Raw genomic sequence first — 13257 nt, forward strand, 5'->3', positions numbered from 1 at the left:
TGTCACAGAGAAAGCGCTACCAAAGCCTGCACGACTGCCGGAATGCCGCGCGGCAGCCATCGCTCAGGCTGCCAGCAGACGCTCGTAAGTCTGCAAATCGCCCGAGGAGAAGCAGCAGAACAGTACGTGCTCCACGCCGGGCGCCTGCGTCAGCGTGGCGCGCACGGTTTGCACCGCAATCGCGGCGGCATCGGCGTGCGGATAGCCATACACCCCGGTGCTGATGCCGGGAAACGCGATGCTGCGTACCCCGTTGGCCTGGGCCAGCAGCAGCGCGTTGCGGTAGCAGGAGGCCAGCAGGCCGGCCTCGCCCTGAGCGCCCCCATGCCAGACCGGACCCACGGTATGGATCACATGCCGCGCCGGCAGCCGGTAGCCCGCCGTGATTCTGGCCTCACCGGTCGGACAGCCATGCAGCATGCGGCATTCCGCCAGCAACTCCGGCCCGGCGGCGCGGTGGATGGCACCGTCCACCCCGCCTCCCCCCAGCAGGCTGTTGTTCGCAGCATTGACGATGGCATCCACCGGCAGCGTGGTGATGTAGGCCTGGATCGCCTCAAGCACGGCAGCCATCGATGCCTCCTCAGCGCTTGGCCAGCGGCTCGATCACCATCACCGAACGGTCGCCGTCGGCCTGCTGGTACTCGATGGTGCGCACCTGCTCCTTGTCGCCGCTGGCAATCACCTTGCTGATGATGGCCTTCATTCTGGCATCCTTGGGCACCATGGCCAGCGTCCACTTCTTCGCCGTGCCCTTGAGCTCATAGTCGTAGCTGCGCTCCAGCTTGCCGGCATCGCCCGTCAGCAGGCCGACGATCACATCCACGAAGGCCGCCGCCTGTGGCTGGCTCGACAGGCGCACGTTGTAGGTCTTGCCACCGCGCTCCACGCGCAATGCATCGCCATCCACGCGCAGCAGTTCGGCCGCCGGCTCGACTGTTTTCTTCTCGAACAGCTGCGGCGCCACATAGCGCACCTCGCCACTGCTGCGCAGCGGCTTGTCCAGCACCTTCATGTGCCTGGTCTCGACGAAGCGGCCGGTGCGCTCCTTGTACTGGCCCATGTTCTGCATCAGCTGTCCCATGTCCAACGCCCAGGCGGGAGCCGACAGTGCAACACCGGCAGCCAGCAGCGCGGTGCGGCGCAGAAAACGGGAAAAAAGACCTTGTGCTTGCATGCGAAAAACCTCGGAAAAATCAGGAACGGGGATCAGGCGCCGTCACGCCCGGCACGGATTGGACAGGCTTCGGGGGCGAAGGTTTCCAGAAATCGAAAAAATTGAACCAGTTGTGCGGAGCAGCCCGGCACTGCGCCTCCAGCTCGGCCACATAGGCCTGCTGGGCCGCCTGCAGCCGCTGCCCACGCTCCGCGCGCGGGCAATCGGAAAAATCGGCCAGCGGCACGGCATGCACGCGATAGCGGTTGCCTTCCTCGTACACGCCGGCCAGAAAGAACACCGGACAGCGCAGCATGGCCGCCAGCCGCAAGGGGCCGGCGGGAAACGACGCTTCCTCGCCCAGAAATGGCAGGCGAACCACGTCATCGTCATCCAGCCCGCGATCCGCCAGCAGCCCCAGCATGTCGCCCTGCTCCAGCTTTTCGCGCGCCAGCAGCATGGAATCGACCCGGTTGAGCGCAATAATGTGGCGCGGCGCATCCGGATTGATGGCGGCCAGAATGCTGTTGATCTTGCTGGCGTTTTCTTCGTACATCAGCATGTGGGCACGCCGCTGGTGCGCATCGCCAAAGGCCTTGAGCATGGCAAAGCTGCCGAAGTGCGCTCCCATGATGATCAGCCCGCGCCCCCGCGACAGCGTGGCCTCCAGCGCCTCGCGTCCCTCCAGACGGATGTCGAACAGTTCCATCTGGCCGTTGAGCACGAACACGCGGTCATGAATGGTGGTGGCAAAGCTCAGGAAGTGGCGATAGAGCTGCCCCCAGCCGGCCGGCCGCTGCCACAGGTGCCGGTAGAACTGCTGCAGCGCCTTGCGCGCGCCCGGCGAGAACAGCAGGAAATACAGGGCGATGCCGCGCAGCACCAAGCGGCTCAGCGGCCGCCCCAGCAATAGCGACAGCCAGACCATGAAGCGCACCACCGGCACCTGGCTGCGCTCGCGGCGCGTGGCCCATTCGGCACTGGCTTCGCCCTGGCTACTCATGCGTTTTCCTGCGCTGGCGCAGACAATGCCCGCAAGGTGCCGCTGGCCACGGTCTCCTCGCCGCGAAGCACCCTGAAGCTGGCCGCAAACGGCTTGCCAGGCGCTTCCACAGGCTCCAGCCGGATGTCGAGAACATCACCCGGCCCGCAGGGCAGCAGGAACTTGGCCTGCTGCACGCTGCAGGCCTGTCCGCGTGCTTGCGGCAGCGCGCGCCACGCATCCACACAGCGCTGCAGCAGCAGGGCCCCCGGCACCACCGGCTGGCCCGGGAAATGGCCGGCGAACACTGGATGATCCACCGGCACCTGCCAGCGCAAATCGGGCTTGTGCGCAGCCGCATGCTGCCGCAACTGGTGCTCGGCATACAGCCCCTGCAGAGCCTGCTGCGGCAGCTTGCTCGTCTCGTTGCGCGGCATGCGCTCCACCAGAATCAGTGGACGCGGCAGGAACACCGCCTCCACATAGGGGTGCAGCGCATCCAGGATGTCACGCGCGCTCATGCCCGGCGCCTGGGCCACCAGACACAGCCGTTCCACCTCCGGCACCAGCGGCGCATGGCCACCCGGAACATCCACCGGCTTGGGGAGAAAAAAGGCACCATCCTGAATGCCAGGAATCTGTGCCAACTGATGATTCAGATAGGCCAGTGACGAGCGGCGCCCCGCGATATTCACCATGTCGGTCTTGCGGCCGTGCAGGATGAAGCCATCCTCTCCCACCAGCTCGATCACATCCGACATGGGCACCCGCCCCTCCACATGGCCGCCACTGGCAAAGGTCGTATCCCCTTGTTGCTCCAGCCGCACGCCCGGAAACAGGCGCCAGGCCGGGCCCTCCAGCGGCCGGCGCACGGCCAGCTGACTGGTTTCGGTGCTGCCGTAGATTTCGCGCAGCGGAGCGCCAAAGTGTGCCTCGGCCTGCCCGGCGAGTGCAGGCGCCAGCGGCGCCGTGGCGCAGAGCAACTGGTCCACCGGCGGATAGTCCAAACCGGCATCCACCAGCACGCGCAGATGCACCGGCGTGGTCACTAGCATGCGCGGCTGCGGCACGGATGCCAGCGCCTGCGCCACGTCTGCCGGGTAGAACGGCCTCCCCGTCCAGAGGCTGCAACCGGCCAGCAAGGCCAGCAGCATTAACGATTCAAAGCCATACATGTGCTGGGAGGGCACCGTCCCCACGATGCAGGTCTGCGACCCCTGATCCAGCCCCAGCATTTGCGCTTCGGCCAATGCATTGAGATGCAGCTTGCCCCAGGTCTTGGCATGCGGCACCGGCTGGCCGGTCGAGCCCGAGGTGAATACCAGCGACACCACCTGTTCCGCGGGAATCTGCGGAATCTCCACATCCTGTGCCTTCGACGGAACCAGTTGCCGCACGACCGGCAGCAAGGGCATCAGTGCCTCCAGCCCTTCGCTCTCCCCGTCATGCAGGCAGACCGGCCGGGGGGCGTGCTGCAGCAGGTGACGCACCGCCTCCGGCGCAAGCGACGAGGGTTGCAGACTGACACGTCCGCTTACGATGCCGGCGCCGAAACCGACCAGAAACAGGTAGCGGTTGCGACAGACGTTGAGGACGTGGGTGCAGTCCGCCGGCAACCCTGCCGCCAGCGCGTGCACGTCATGCAGCCACTGCCGGACCGTGATCGGCCCGTCGGCATCGCGTGCCAGCACCGCATCAGGCTGCGCATGGCCGCACAGGGGCCAGAAGGAACGTGCATTCATTGCTGGCGCTCCTCACCCCTGGCTTGCACCGTCTGCGACGGGCTGGCGGAAAAGGTGCGCCAGTCCACCGAACGCATGGCCCGCAGTGTGTCCCGCAATCCGCTGCGGTCTGCCGGCGGCAGCAGCCAGCGGCGCGCCAGCACTTCCAGCACGAACAGCGCCACCATCAACGCCGGAGACAGCACCGACGAATAAAACGCCCAGGCCGTCGGCGTCCCGAACACGAACAACCCGGCAGACACCAGCCATACCAATGCAATCGTGAGCGCCCACAGCCAGGTGATGGCGCGGGTGTAGCGCAACTGGGCCAGCGACAGCACCGGATGCACCATGCCCGCCATCGCCGTGCACAGCGGGGTATGGCCGGCTCGCAGCGTATGCGCAAAGGCCCAGAACACCAGCCCCAGCAGCAGGGTTTCCTGCAGGAAATAGTACAGGCGCACCTGCTGTGGCTGCACCAGGCCATCGTGACCCGCAGGCACCAGCCAGGCGAGGCCTGCAGACAGTGTCGCCAGCAAGCCCGCAGCCAGCGCGAATTGCCAGATCCGTCCCCCCAGGCGGGACCCTGCAAGCACCCCGCCCCACACCGCCAGCGGCGCCAGCATGGGCAGCAGCGACCACCAGCGCGGCTCACGCTGCACGCAGGCCCAGAACACCAGCGCGGCATACGCCAGTACGGCCAGCCCCTTCAACAGGGCCGGCAGGGACGGGCGCGGCAATTCCGCCGGAGAGGAAAGCATGTAGGAAGCAGGCATGGAAAACCGCCCCGCCGGACACGGGGCAACACGCCTCAGGCGGTGCGGTGCATCACGATATGGCCGGCCAGCGCACGCAGCGAGGCAAACACCTTGGCATTGTCGGCATCGCCAGCCTTGATCTGCAGGCCATAGCGCTTGGAGACCACCAGCGCGATCTCGAGGATGTCGATGGAATCCAGGCCCAGGCCGTCACGGTACAGCGGAGTATCCGGTTCGATCTCGGCTGCGGGAATATCTAGGTTGACTGCCTCGACGACCAGCTCTGCCAGTTCGGGCAGCAGCGCGTCAACGGCGGCGGCGTCAGGGGTGTGTTGTACGTCGCTCATGGCGGTTCCTGTGTGCTACAAAGTTAGAATTATAGGATTCGCCGGCGCCGAGCCAGTCCTTGCCCTGCCTTGCATCTGTTGCTGTTCATTGCAAACGTATCGCGTGAAAGCCGGCAGCCGGCACTGCCTTTCGACTTCTTACTGCCCAGGCCCTGACAGCCCGGTTTGCACCCATGCTGAAACAACTGATCCTCGACTATCTTCGCCAGCAACCCGACGTTCCGGTCGACAAGCTCGCCGATCCCGCAGCCAGGATGGGCGAACTCGGCCTCGATTCCCTGGGCCTGGTCGAAATGCTGTTCGAGATCGAGGACAAGTACGGCTTCCAGATCGAGGAGCCGATGCGCTACGGCAGCATGACGCTGGACGAAGTGGTCGCTGACCTGGAGCAGACCATCCGCGCCCGCAACAACGGCGAGATGCCCGAGCTCCCGGCCCAGGCAGGCCCTGCCGGCCATGCGTGAAGTCGTCGTCTCCGGCATCGGGCTGATCACCCCCTCGGGGCTGACGCGCGATGCCAGCTTCGCCGCCTGGCTCGAAGGCCGCAGCGCCGTCACCCAAGCACCCGAAGCCGTGCGCCGCTGGCTGCCCAACGCCCTGGCCGCCCCGCTGCCGCCCGGACTGGACGCCCGCCTCGACCGCGCCGACCAGGGCCTGGACCGCGCCACCCAGCTCGGCATGGTGGCCGCTGCCGAAGCCCTGCACGATGCCCGCTTCTCGCGCGACACCGTCAATACCGATCGCGCCGGTGTCTACGTTGGTGTGGGCCTGGCCGGCGCCGAAACGCTGGAAGCGCTCTATTCCACCTTCTACCAGCGCCTGTACGATCCCGAAGGCAACGGCCACCGTAACCCCACGGTGCTGCACCCGCTGACCGTACCGCGCCTGATGGCCAACGCCACGGCCGCAGCGGCCTCCATGCGCTACGGCCTCAAGGGCGCCTCGCACACCTATAGCGTGGCCTGCGCCTCGTCGGCGGTTGCCATCGGCGAAGCGTGGCGCGCCATTCTGGCCGGCCATGCCGACACCATGCTGGTGATCGGCACCGAGGCCCAGCTCACCACCGGCGCCTACCTCGGCTGGAACGCCCTGCGCGTGCTCGCCACGCCCGACACCGATGACATCGCCCAAAGCTGCAAGCCTTTCGACGCCCGCCGCAACGGCTTTGTGCTGGGCGAAGGCGCAGCCGCGCTGGTGCTCGAAACCCGCAGCACCGCCGAAGCCCGCGGGGCTCCCATCTACGGCGTGCTGTGCGGCTACGGCAGCAGCAGCGATGCCGCACATCTCACGGCACCCTCGGCCGACGGTCAGGCCCGCGCCATGCGCCAGGCCCTGCACGAGGCCCATATCACGCCCGAACAGGTCGGTTACATCAACGCCCACGGCACCGCCACCCAGGTTGGCGACGCCACCGAATCGCAATCGATCCAGGACGTGTTCGGCCCGCACGCCGCGCAGATTCCGGTCAGTGCCAGCAAGTCCATGCACGGCCATCTGATCGGCGCTGCCGGTGCAGTTGAATTCGCCAGCACCCTTCTGAGCCTGCACACCGGCTCCATCCCGCCCACGGCCAATCTGCAACAGCCCGACCCGGCCTGCCCGCTCGATTACGTTCCGCTACAAGCCCGTCACGGGCTTGCGCTAGAGTATGCGCTGTCCAACTCGTTTGCGTTCGGGGGCAGCAACGTCTCTCTGCTCGCGCGCAGATACCGGCCGCTGGCTGCCGCCTGACCTTCGCAGCCGCCGCCAAAAGGAAGCCCCATGACCCCAGAATCCTCTCCGCCGGCAACAGCTGTGCCCGATACCCTCTATGACGTGCTGGTGATCGGCGGCGGCCCCGGCGGCAGCACCGTGGCCCCGCTGCTGGCGCAAAAGGGCTACAAGGTTGCGCTGCTCGAAAAATCGCATCACCCGCGCTTCCATATCGGCGAATCGCTGTTGCCGGCTAACCTGCCGCTGCTCGACGAGCTCGGCGTCGGCGACGAGATCCGCGCCATCGGCGTACCCAAGCATGGCGCCGAATTCGTCTCGCCCTGGCACGAAGCCGGCAGCCAGACCTTCCAGTTTGCCGATGCCTGGGACAAGAGCATGCCCTCGGCCTTCCAGGTGCTGCGCTCGGAGTTTGACGAAATCCTGTTCCGCAACGCCACGCGCAAGGGCGTGCACACCGTGGAAGGCTGCAAGGTCACTGCCGTGGATCTGGACAGTGATCCGGAGCGTGTGACGGTCCAGGCCAGGCATGACGACGGCAGCACCAGCCAATGGCAGGCGCGCTTTCTGGTCGATGCCTCCGGCCGCGATACCTTCCTGTCGAACAAATTCAGGATCAAGCACCCGAACAAGAAGCACAACAGCACGGCGGTTTATGCGCATTTCACCGGAGCCCGGCGCCATGAGGGCAAGGCTGAAGGCAACATCACCATCTTCTGGTTCGACTACGGCTGGTTCTGGTTCATCCCGCTGCAGGACGGCGTCACCAGCGTCGGGATGGTGACCTGGCCGCACTATCTCAAGACCCGCGGCGGCCGCAGCCTGGAGCAGTTCCTGCTCGATACCATCGCCACCTGCCCGCCGCTGGCCAAACGGCTGGAACAGGCGCAGATCCATGCGCATGTGACGGCCACGGGCAACTTCTCCTACGTGTCCGAGCGCAACCACGGCCGCAACTATGTGATGCTGGGAGATGCCTACGCCTTCATCGATCCGGTATTCTCGTCCGGCGTCTGGCTGGCAATGAAGGGGGGCGTATTTGCCGCAGAAGCCATCGACACCTTGCTGGCACAACCCGCCCGCCGTGCCGCAGCCTTGCGCAAGTTCGACCGCCAGATGCGCCACGGCCCGCGCGAGTTCTCCTGGTTCATCTACCGCGTCACCAACCCGACCATGCGCGACATGTTCATGTCCCCGTCCGACAAATACCGCATGAAGGAAGCGCTGCTCTCCATGCTGGCCGGCGACATCTACGGCAAGACCCCGATCTGGAGCTCCATCCGCATCCTCAAGGGCGCGTACTACCTGCTCTCCACGCTCAACTACAAGCGCACCTACCGTGCCTGGAAAAAGCGCAGGAATGACATCGTCGCCATTCCGGGCCTGCTGCCCAACCAGACCGAATACTGAGCCGCCCGCAAGGATCACGCATGCTGCCTGCCCGCCTCCGCCTCTCCTCCGCCGGACTGCTGCTCGCCGCTCTGGCCATCGGCCTGCCGGCGCAGGCACAGACCGCCCTGCCCGCCAAGGATGCGGGCGCCACCCCGGCCGACAGCAGCAGCACCTCGCGCCGCCTGTTCGGCATCGAGGGACTGGAAGCCATCGGACTGGGCGCCGGAGTGGTGCATTTTCCCGCTTACCGCGGTGCCAGGACGACCCAGACCATGGTGCTGCCGGTACCCTACCTGCACTACGAAGGCGACTTCTTCAAGTCCGACAAGTACGGCATGCGCGGTGAACTGTTCAACAACGACCGCATCGAGCTGTCCATCAGCGCCTCGCTCTCGCCGCCCACCCGGGGCGACGTGCCCGAGCGCATCGGCATGCCCAACCTCAAGCCCACGGTCGAACTGGGCCCGCAGCTGGATTTCACGCTGATCGACGGCAAGACGCATCCCGTCAACCTGCGCCTGCGGCTGCCGGTGCGCCAAGCATTCACGGTCGAACGCTCTCCGAAGAATGCCGGCGTGGTGTTCTCGCCCAACCTCAACCTGGATGTGCCGCTGGGCCAATGGAACCTGGGCATGGTGACCGGACCGATCTTCGCCAGCCGCAAGCAGCACGCCTACTTCTATGACGTAGCGCCCGAATACGCCAGCACCAGCCGCCCGGCCTACCAGGCGGGCGCCGGCTACAGCGGCTCGCAACTGCTGTTCTCGCTCAGCCGGAAATATCGCAACCTCTGGTTCGGATCCTACATCCGCTACGACAGCCTGCATGGCGCCAAATTCGCCGACAGCCCGCTGGTGGCGCAGAAGCGCTACGTCACCGGCGGCGTGGCGCTGATCGGCATCTACGACTGATGGCGCAGCCGCCTGTACCGCCCGCCACCGGTCCGGCCCCTATCGCCAGCTGGCAGCGCCAGATCGGACAGCGCGTGACCACCCTGTGGTGGCTCAAGGCCCTGGGGACCACCGCATTCATGTGGGTGTTCTTCCTGTTCTATTTCGAACTGCTGCACCATCCGCGCTACCCGATCACGGTCATGCCTGATACCTGGATCGATCGTGCCGTCACCTTTTCGCCGGACTGGGTCATCATCTATTTTTCGCTCTGGGTATATGTATCACTGCCTGGTGCCCTGCAACGCGACCTGAGGGGGCTGCTCTGGCATGGCGCCAGCGCCTTGCTGATGTGTGCCGCGGGCCTGGCCTTCTATTACTGGTACCCTACGACTTTCATGCAGCCCAGGGTGTACTGGAGCAGCCAGCCACTCGGACAAATTCTGCAGAGCGTGGACGCGCCGGGCAATGCCTTCCCGTCCATGCATGTGGCCTATGCGCTGTTTGCCTGGGCCTGGATCCGTCATGAGCTGCATGAAGTGCGCGCCCCGCGCTGGCTGCACATCCTGAGCCTGCTCTGGTGCATGGCCATCGGCTTTTCGACGCTGGCCACCAAGCAGCATGTATGGTGGGATGTGCTGGCGGGCATCGTGCTGGGCCTGTCCGCCGGCAGCATTGCCGTGCTGGCCACACGCTGGCGCAAGGGCCTGCCACTCCGCAAACCCATCACGTCTCCGCTGGAACCATGACCGAAGAACTGCACTATCCGATCGATCTCGACCAGGCCGCCATCGCCGCCCTGCTGCCGCACCGTGCACCCCTGCAGCTGCTGCAGCGGGTGGAGGTGCTGGCCCACGACCACTACACCGGTGAAGCCTGCTGGAGCGCCGACGATCCGGTGCTGGCCGGGCACTTCCCGGGTTGCGCCATCGTTCCCGGCGCGCTGCTGCTGGAAGCGGCGGCCCAGCTGGCTGGTGCTGGCCTGCTGGCCGGAGACCCGATCGCACGCGCCATCGCACCCGGCCACCTCGGCATGCTCACGGGGGTACGCAAATCCTGGTTCAAGCGCCCCGTGTTGCCGAACGAGCGGGTGCTCTTCACCCTCAAATGCCGCCGCATGGGCGAAAAGGCAGTGCTGGCCAGCGCCACGGCCGAGGTCGACGGCCAGGAAGCCGCCACGCTGGAATTCATGGTATCGCATGTGCCGGCAGAAAGCCTGCAGCACCTTATCCCGGCCGAACAGCTCAAGGACCTGCTGGGAAGCTGAGTATCTTCAGGCTGTTCGCGTCGGGCTGCCGCCGCGCTCCGCGGCCAGCCATTCGAGCACCGGCAACGTGCCTGGCAACACCGGCTGCACCTGCACCGGCAGTTGCTGCCAGCTGAACTGCTGCCCTTCGTGCATGTGCAGCTCGCCCGTCCATTCGGTGACCTTGCAGAAATGCAGTTGCACCAAGGCATGCGGATAATCCACCACCGTATCGCGCCACGGCTGTGCCGTGCCGATCACGACGCCGATTTCCTCGCGCAACTCGCGCCGCAGCGCCTGCTCCACCGACTCGCCCTGCTCCAGCTTGCCGCCGGGAAACTCCCAGTAGCCCGCGTACACCTTGCCATCGGGACGACTGGTGAGCAGAAAGCTGCCATCCGGCTGCAGCAGCACTCCCACCGCCACCTGCACCAGCTTGCGCGGCGTGCCGTCCGTCGCATCCGCGCGCGGACGGTCGCCATCCGCCACCAGCGGCCGTTCTGCCGTGTGGCTCATGCCTGCCCCCTGCGGCCGGCATAGTCGCGCGCAAACTGCCAGGCCACGCGCCCGCTGCGCGAGCCGCGCTCCAGCGCCCACACCAGCGCCTGCGGATCGGCCGCGGCAATCTCGCCTTCGGGCACCTCCAGGCTGCGCAGCCACTGGTGCACGATGGCCAGATACTCGTCCTGGCTGAATGGATAGAAGCTGATCCACAGACCGAAGCGCTCGGACAGCGAAATCTTCTCCTCAACCACCTCGCCCGGATGCACCTCACCATCCGGCGTGTGCGTGTAGCTCAGGTTTTCCTTCATGTATTCCGGCAGCAGATGGCGCCGGTTGCTGGTGGCATAGATGAGCACGTTCGGCGTGCTCGCGGCCACCGAACCATCCAGCATGGACTTGAGCGCCTTGTAGCCCAGTTCCCCTTCATCAAAGCTCAGGTCGTCGCAGAAGATGATGAACTTCTCCGGCCGGCCTGCGACCAGCTCGGCAATGTCCGGCAGATCGACCAGATCGCCCTTGTCCACCTCGATCAGGCGCAGGCCCTGCGGCGCGTAGGCATGCAGGCAGGCCTTGATCAGCGAGGACTTTCCGGTGCCGCGCGAACCGGTCAGCAGCACGTTGTTGGCGGTGCGTCCGCTCACGAACTGCTCGGTATTGCGCACCAGGCGCTCCTTCTGGCCGTCGATCTCCTGCAGATCTTCCAGCCGCATTTCGGCAACGTGACGCACCGGCTCCAGCACACCGGTCTGGCCGGCGAAACCGCTGGAACGCTTGCGGTAGCGGAAGGCGATGGAAGCATTCCAGTCCGGCTGCTGCAACGGTTGCGGCAGCACCTGCTCCAGACGCTGGAGCAGTGATTCGGCTCGGGAAATCAGGGATTCAAGAGAGGAAGAGGACATGGATGGACAGCAATGGGAATCGCGGAAAACCGTTTAGCATACAACACCGCTGCCAGCTGTTCCACGCCCCTCACCAACAGAAAAGGCCGCCAGGTTGCCCTGACGGCCTTGAATGCGGTCGGTTGACCCGGATCGCTTAGGCGGTTTCGCCGTACACGGTCACGGTCACGTCCACCACCACGTCGGTGTGCAGGGCCACCTGAACGGTGTTGTCGCTCACGGTCTTGATCTGGCCGTTGGGCATGCGGATCTGGGACTTGTGGACCGGGAAGCCCATCTTGCCCAGTTCTTCGGCGATGTCGCCGTTAGTGACGGAACCGAACAGACGGCCGTCAACGCCAGCCTTCTGGGTCAGCTTGACCACGGCGCCTTCCAGCTTCTTGCCTTGTTCTTCGGCAGCAGCCAGCTTCTCGGCAGCCTGCTTTTCCAGTTCGGCGCGCTTGGCTTCGAACTCGGCCAGGGCTGCAGCGGTAGCGCGGCGGGCACGGCCGGAGGGGATCAGGAAGTTACGGGCGTAGCCATCCTTGACCTTGACGATTTCACCCAGATTGCCCAGGTTCACTACTTTGTCGAGCAGAATGATTTGCATGGTATGTGCTCCTTGGCTTAGATCTTGTGCTGGTCGGTGTACGGCAGCAGGGCCAGGAAACGCGCGCGCTTGATGGCGGTGTTCAGCTGGCGCTGGTAGATCGCGCGGGTGCCGGTCAGGCGAGCGGGGATGATCTTGCCGTTTTCGGAGATGAAATCGCGCAGGGTGTCAACGTCCTTGTAGTCGATCTCTTCGACCTTGGCGACGGTGAAGCGGCAGAAACGCTTGCGCTTGAACAGCAGGGATTGGGTATTGCGCTTCGGGCGCTTGTCTTTGTTGCTCTTGAAGGCCATGATGGACTCCTGAAAATTCTGTGTTTAAGGGGTGACTGTGGTCTGGAAAGCCTGGAGGTGAAAAACCAGCCTGGGCGTCTTGACGACCCCGCCGCGCCTGGCCGGAGTGGCCAGGAAACCGGCAAACCGGGCCTCGCGTCCCATCTCCATGCGCTCGAGCTGTTCGGCCAGGGGGCCTACAGCCAAGGTGCGGATCTGGGCATTCACCTGGCGTCTGCTGCCTGCTTCAACCTGTTCCGACTGGTGCTCAAGCACGCAATCCAGAACCGGGATGCCGGCGGGTGTCAGACGCAGGGGTGCGCGGTCGACCAGTCTGGCGGTCAGTTCCAGCCGGTTCAGTGCTGGCACGGACGCTGTTTCCACCTGCATCCGATCAGGATGCGTCAGCCTCGCTCGCCTGTGCGGACTTGCGGGCCTCTTCGCGCTCGACGGACTTCATCATGGTCGAGGGAGCGGTGTCGGCTTTCTTCTTCTGCACAGTCATGTGGCGCAGCACGGCATCGTTGAACTTGAACGCGTGTTCCAGTTCGGCCATCACAGCCTGGTCGGCTTCGATGTTGATGCACAGGTAGTGGGCCTTGTTCAGCTTGTTGATCTGGTAGGCCAGTTGGCGGCGGCCCCAGTCTTCAACACGGTGAATCAGGCCGTTGCCGGCCGTAACCATGCCCTTGTAGCGGTCCAGCATGGCGGGAACCTGCTCGCTCTGATCCGGGTGGATCAGCAGAATGATCTCGTAATGACGCATTGATGCTCCTTGTGGAATGGAATGC

General features: G+C 65.2%; 18 protein-coding genes. 6 read left to right on the top strand and 12 right to left on the bottom strand.

What is annotated here, in order from left to right:
• Positions 1 to 63 precede the first annotated feature (63 nt).
• The 6 genes from KKQ75_RS05525 to KKQ75_RS05550 are packed head-to-tail and all read right to left on the bottom strand — an operon-like array spanning position 64 to position 4964.
• Complete coding sequence (locus KKQ75_RS05525; protein ID WP_213360863.1) at positions 64 to 573, bottom strand: O-acetyl-ADP-ribose deacetylase; 510 nt, start codon at positions 571 to 573, stop codon at positions 64 to 66.
• Positions 574 to 583: 10 nt separating this feature from the next.
• Positions 584 to 1177, bottom strand: coding sequence for a LolA-related protein (locus KKQ75_RS05530; protein ID WP_213360864.1), 594 nt, complete (start codon positions 1175 to 1177; stop codon positions 584 to 586).
• 19 nt (positions 1178 to 1196) lie between these two features.
• Positions 1197 to 2159 (bottom strand): acyl-CoA synthetase, encoded by a 963-nt coding sequence (locus KKQ75_RS05535; RefSeq protein WP_213360865.1) that lies wholly within the window; start codon positions 2157 to 2159, stop codon positions 1197 to 1199.
• A complete protein-coding gene (locus tag KKQ75_RS05540; RefSeq protein ID WP_213360866.1) occupies positions 2156 to 3880 on the bottom strand; it encodes an AMP-binding protein in 1725 nt (574 codons plus the stop codon). The genes KKQ75_RS05535 and KKQ75_RS05540 overlap by 4 nt, the downstream gene beginning before the upstream one ends.
• Entirely contained in the window at positions 3877 to 4635 is a 759-nt protein-coding gene (locus tag KKQ75_RS05545; protein ID WP_213360867.1) for a hypothetical protein, read from the bottom strand. Before KKQ75_RS05545 ends, KKQ75_RS05540 begins: the two co-directional genes overlap by 4 nt.
• Positions 4636 to 4670: 35 nt before the next feature.
• A complete protein-coding gene (locus KKQ75_RS05550; RefSeq protein WP_213360868.1) occupies positions 4671 to 4964 on the bottom strand; it encodes a phosphopantetheine-binding protein in 294 nt (97 codons plus the stop codon).
• Between the two features lie 173 nt (positions 4965 to 5137).
• On the opposite strand from KKQ75_RS05550, the gene KKQ75_RS05555 reads away from it, so the two are divergent.
• Genes KKQ75_RS05555 through KKQ75_RS05580 form a run of 6 tightly spaced genes read left to right on the top strand, consistent with a single transcriptional unit; the run spans position 5138 to position 10223 of the window.
• Positions 5138 to 5428 carry an acyl carrier protein gene (locus KKQ75_RS05555; RefSeq protein ID WP_213360870.1) on the top strand — a complete coding sequence of 97 codons (291 nt, stop codon included), beginning with the start codon at positions 5138 to 5140 and terminating at the stop codon, positions 5426 to 5428.
• Positions 5421 to 6695 carry a beta-ketoacyl-[acyl-carrier-protein] synthase family protein gene (locus tag KKQ75_RS05560; protein WP_213360872.1) on the top strand — a complete coding sequence of 425 codons (1275 nt, stop codon included), beginning with the start codon at positions 5421 to 5423 and terminating at the stop codon, positions 6693 to 6695. The genes KKQ75_RS05555 and KKQ75_RS05560 overlap by 8 nt, the downstream gene beginning before the upstream one ends.
• Positions 6696 to 6725: 30 nt before the next feature.
• Entirely contained in the window at positions 6726 to 8084 is a 1359-nt protein-coding gene (locus tag KKQ75_RS05565) for an NAD(P)/FAD-dependent oxidoreductase (protein WP_213360874.1), read from the top strand.
• Positions 8085 to 8104: 20 nt separating this feature from the next.
• On the top strand, positions 8105 to 8977 hold the full coding sequence (locus tag KKQ75_RS05570; protein WP_213360876.1) for a MipA/OmpV family protein: 873 nt from the start codon (positions 8105 to 8107) through the stop codon (positions 8975 to 8977).
• Positions 8977 to 9705 (top strand): phosphatase PAP2 family protein, encoded by a 729-nt coding sequence (locus KKQ75_RS05575; RefSeq protein WP_213360878.1) that lies wholly within the window; start codon positions 8977 to 8979, stop codon positions 9703 to 9705. Before KKQ75_RS05570 ends, KKQ75_RS05575 begins: the two co-directional genes overlap by 1 nt.
• Positions 9702 to 10223 (top strand): 3-hydroxyacyl-ACP dehydratase FabZ family protein, encoded by a 522-nt coding sequence (locus KKQ75_RS05580; RefSeq protein WP_213360880.1) that lies wholly within the window; start codon positions 9702 to 9704, stop codon positions 10221 to 10223. The genes KKQ75_RS05575 and KKQ75_RS05580 overlap by 4 nt, the downstream gene beginning before the upstream one ends.
• Positions 10224 to 10229: 6 nt before the next feature.
• Here KKQ75_RS05580 and KKQ75_RS05585 read toward each other — a convergent pair whose 3' ends face one another.
• The 6 genes from KKQ75_RS05585 to rpsF form a co-directional block, all read right to left on the bottom strand.
• The gene (locus KKQ75_RS05585; protein ID WP_213360882.1) at positions 10230 to 10718 is read right to left on the bottom strand and encodes an NUDIX domain-containing protein; all 489 of its coding nucleotides are present in this window, start codon (positions 10716 to 10718) and stop codon (positions 10230 to 10232) included.
• A complete protein-coding gene (locus KKQ75_RS05590; RefSeq protein ID WP_213360884.1) occupies positions 10715 to 11605 on the bottom strand; it encodes an ATP-binding protein in 891 nt (296 codons plus the stop codon). The genes KKQ75_RS05585 and KKQ75_RS05590 overlap by 4 nt, the downstream gene beginning before the upstream one ends.
• A gap of 136 nt (positions 11606 to 11741) precedes the next feature.
• Positions 11742 to 12194, bottom strand: a complete 453-nt coding sequence (rplI, locus tag KKQ75_RS05595) for a 50S ribosomal protein L9 (protein ID WP_091814424.1) — start codon at positions 12192 to 12194, stop codon at positions 11742 to 11744.
• Between the two features lie 17 nt (positions 12195 to 12211).
• Positions 12212 to 12487 (bottom strand): 30S ribosomal protein S18, encoded by a 276-nt coding sequence (gene rpsR, locus KKQ75_RS05600; protein ID WP_091814421.1) that lies wholly within the window; start codon positions 12485 to 12487, stop codon positions 12212 to 12214.
• A 24-nt stretch (positions 12488 to 12511) separates the two neighbouring features.
• Entirely contained in the window at positions 12512 to 12835 is a 324-nt protein-coding gene (priB, locus tag KKQ75_RS05605) for a primosomal replication protein N (protein WP_371686634.1), read from the bottom strand.
• Between the two features lie 25 nt (positions 12836 to 12860).
• Positions 12861 to 13232, bottom strand: a complete 372-nt coding sequence (rpsF, locus tag KKQ75_RS05610) for a 30S ribosomal protein S6 (RefSeq protein WP_213360885.1) — start codon at positions 13230 to 13232, stop codon at positions 12861 to 12863.
• Between the last annotated feature and the right edge of the window lie 25 nt (positions 13233 to 13257).

The organism is Brachymonas denitrificans (assembly GCF_907163135.1).
GTDB classification, from domain to species: domain Bacteria; phylum Pseudomonadota; class Gammaproteobacteria; order Burkholderiales; family Burkholderiaceae_C; genus Brachymonas; species Brachymonas denitrificans_A.

What these genes read in the sequence shown, in the direction of transcription:
- KKQ75_RS05525 (WP_213360863.1), bottom strand. Translation starts at nt 573, where the DNA reads ATGGCTGCCGTGCTTGAGGCGATCCAGGCCTACATCACCACGCTGCCG.
- KKQ75_RS05530 (WP_213360864.1), bottom strand. Translation starts at nt 1,177, where the DNA reads ATGCAAGCACAAGGTCTTTTTTCCCGTTTTCTGCGCCGCACCGCGCTG.
- KKQ75_RS05535 (WP_213360865.1), bottom strand. Translation starts at nt 2,159, where the DNA reads ATGAGTAGCCAGGGCGAAGCCAGTGCCGAATGGGCCACGCGCCGCGAG.
- KKQ75_RS05540 (WP_213360866.1), bottom strand. Translation starts at nt 3,880, where the DNA reads ATGAATGCACGTTCCTTCTGGCCCCTGTGCGGCCATGCGCAGCCTGAT.
- KKQ75_RS05545 (WP_213360867.1), bottom strand. Translation starts at nt 4,635, where the DNA reads ATGCCTGCTTCCTACATGCTTTCCTCTCCGGCGGAATTGCCGCGCCCG.
- KKQ75_RS05550 (WP_213360868.1), bottom strand. Translation starts at nt 4,964, where the DNA reads ATGAGCGACGTACAACACACCCCTGACGCCGCCGCCGTTGACGCGCTG.
- KKQ75_RS05555 (WP_213360870.1), top strand. Translation starts at nt 5,138, where the DNA reads ATGCTGAAACAACTGATCCTCGACTATCTTCGCCAGCAACCCGACGTT.
- KKQ75_RS05560 (WP_213360872.1), top strand. Translation starts at nt 5,421, where the DNA reads ATGCGTGAAGTCGTCGTCTCCGGCATCGGGCTGATCACCCCCTCGGGG.
- KKQ75_RS05565 (WP_213360874.1), top strand. Translation starts at nt 6,726, where the DNA reads ATGACCCCAGAATCCTCTCCGCCGGCAACAGCTGTGCCCGATACCCTC.
- KKQ75_RS05570 (WP_213360876.1), top strand. Translation starts at nt 8,105, where the DNA reads ATGCTGCCTGCCCGCCTCCGCCTCTCCTCCGCCGGACTGCTGCTCGCC.
- KKQ75_RS05575 (WP_213360878.1), top strand. Translation starts at nt 8,977, where the DNA reads ATGGCGCAGCCGCCTGTACCGCCCGCCACCGGTCCGGCCCCTATCGCC.
- KKQ75_RS05580 (WP_213360880.1), top strand. Translation starts at nt 9,702, where the DNA reads ATGACCGAAGAACTGCACTATCCGATCGATCTCGACCAGGCCGCCATC.
- KKQ75_RS05585 (WP_213360882.1), bottom strand. Translation starts at nt 10,718, where the DNA reads ATGAGCCACACGGCAGAACGGCCGCTGGTGGCGGATGGCGACCGTCCG.
- KKQ75_RS05590 (WP_213360884.1), bottom strand. Translation starts at nt 11,605, where the DNA reads ATGTCCTCTTCCTCTCTTGAATCCCTGATTTCCCGAGCCGAATCACTG.
- rplI (WP_091814424.1), bottom strand. Translation starts at nt 12,194, where the DNA reads ATGCAAATCATTCTGCTCGACAAAGTAGTGAACCTGGGCAATCTGGGT.
- rpsR (WP_091814421.1), bottom strand. Translation starts at nt 12,487, where the DNA reads ATGGCCTTCAAGAGCAACAAAGACAAGCGCCCGAAGCGCAATACCCAA.
- rpsF (WP_213360885.1), bottom strand. Translation starts at nt 13,232, where the DNA reads ATGCGTCATTACGAGATCATTCTGCTGATCCACCCGGATCAGAGCGAG.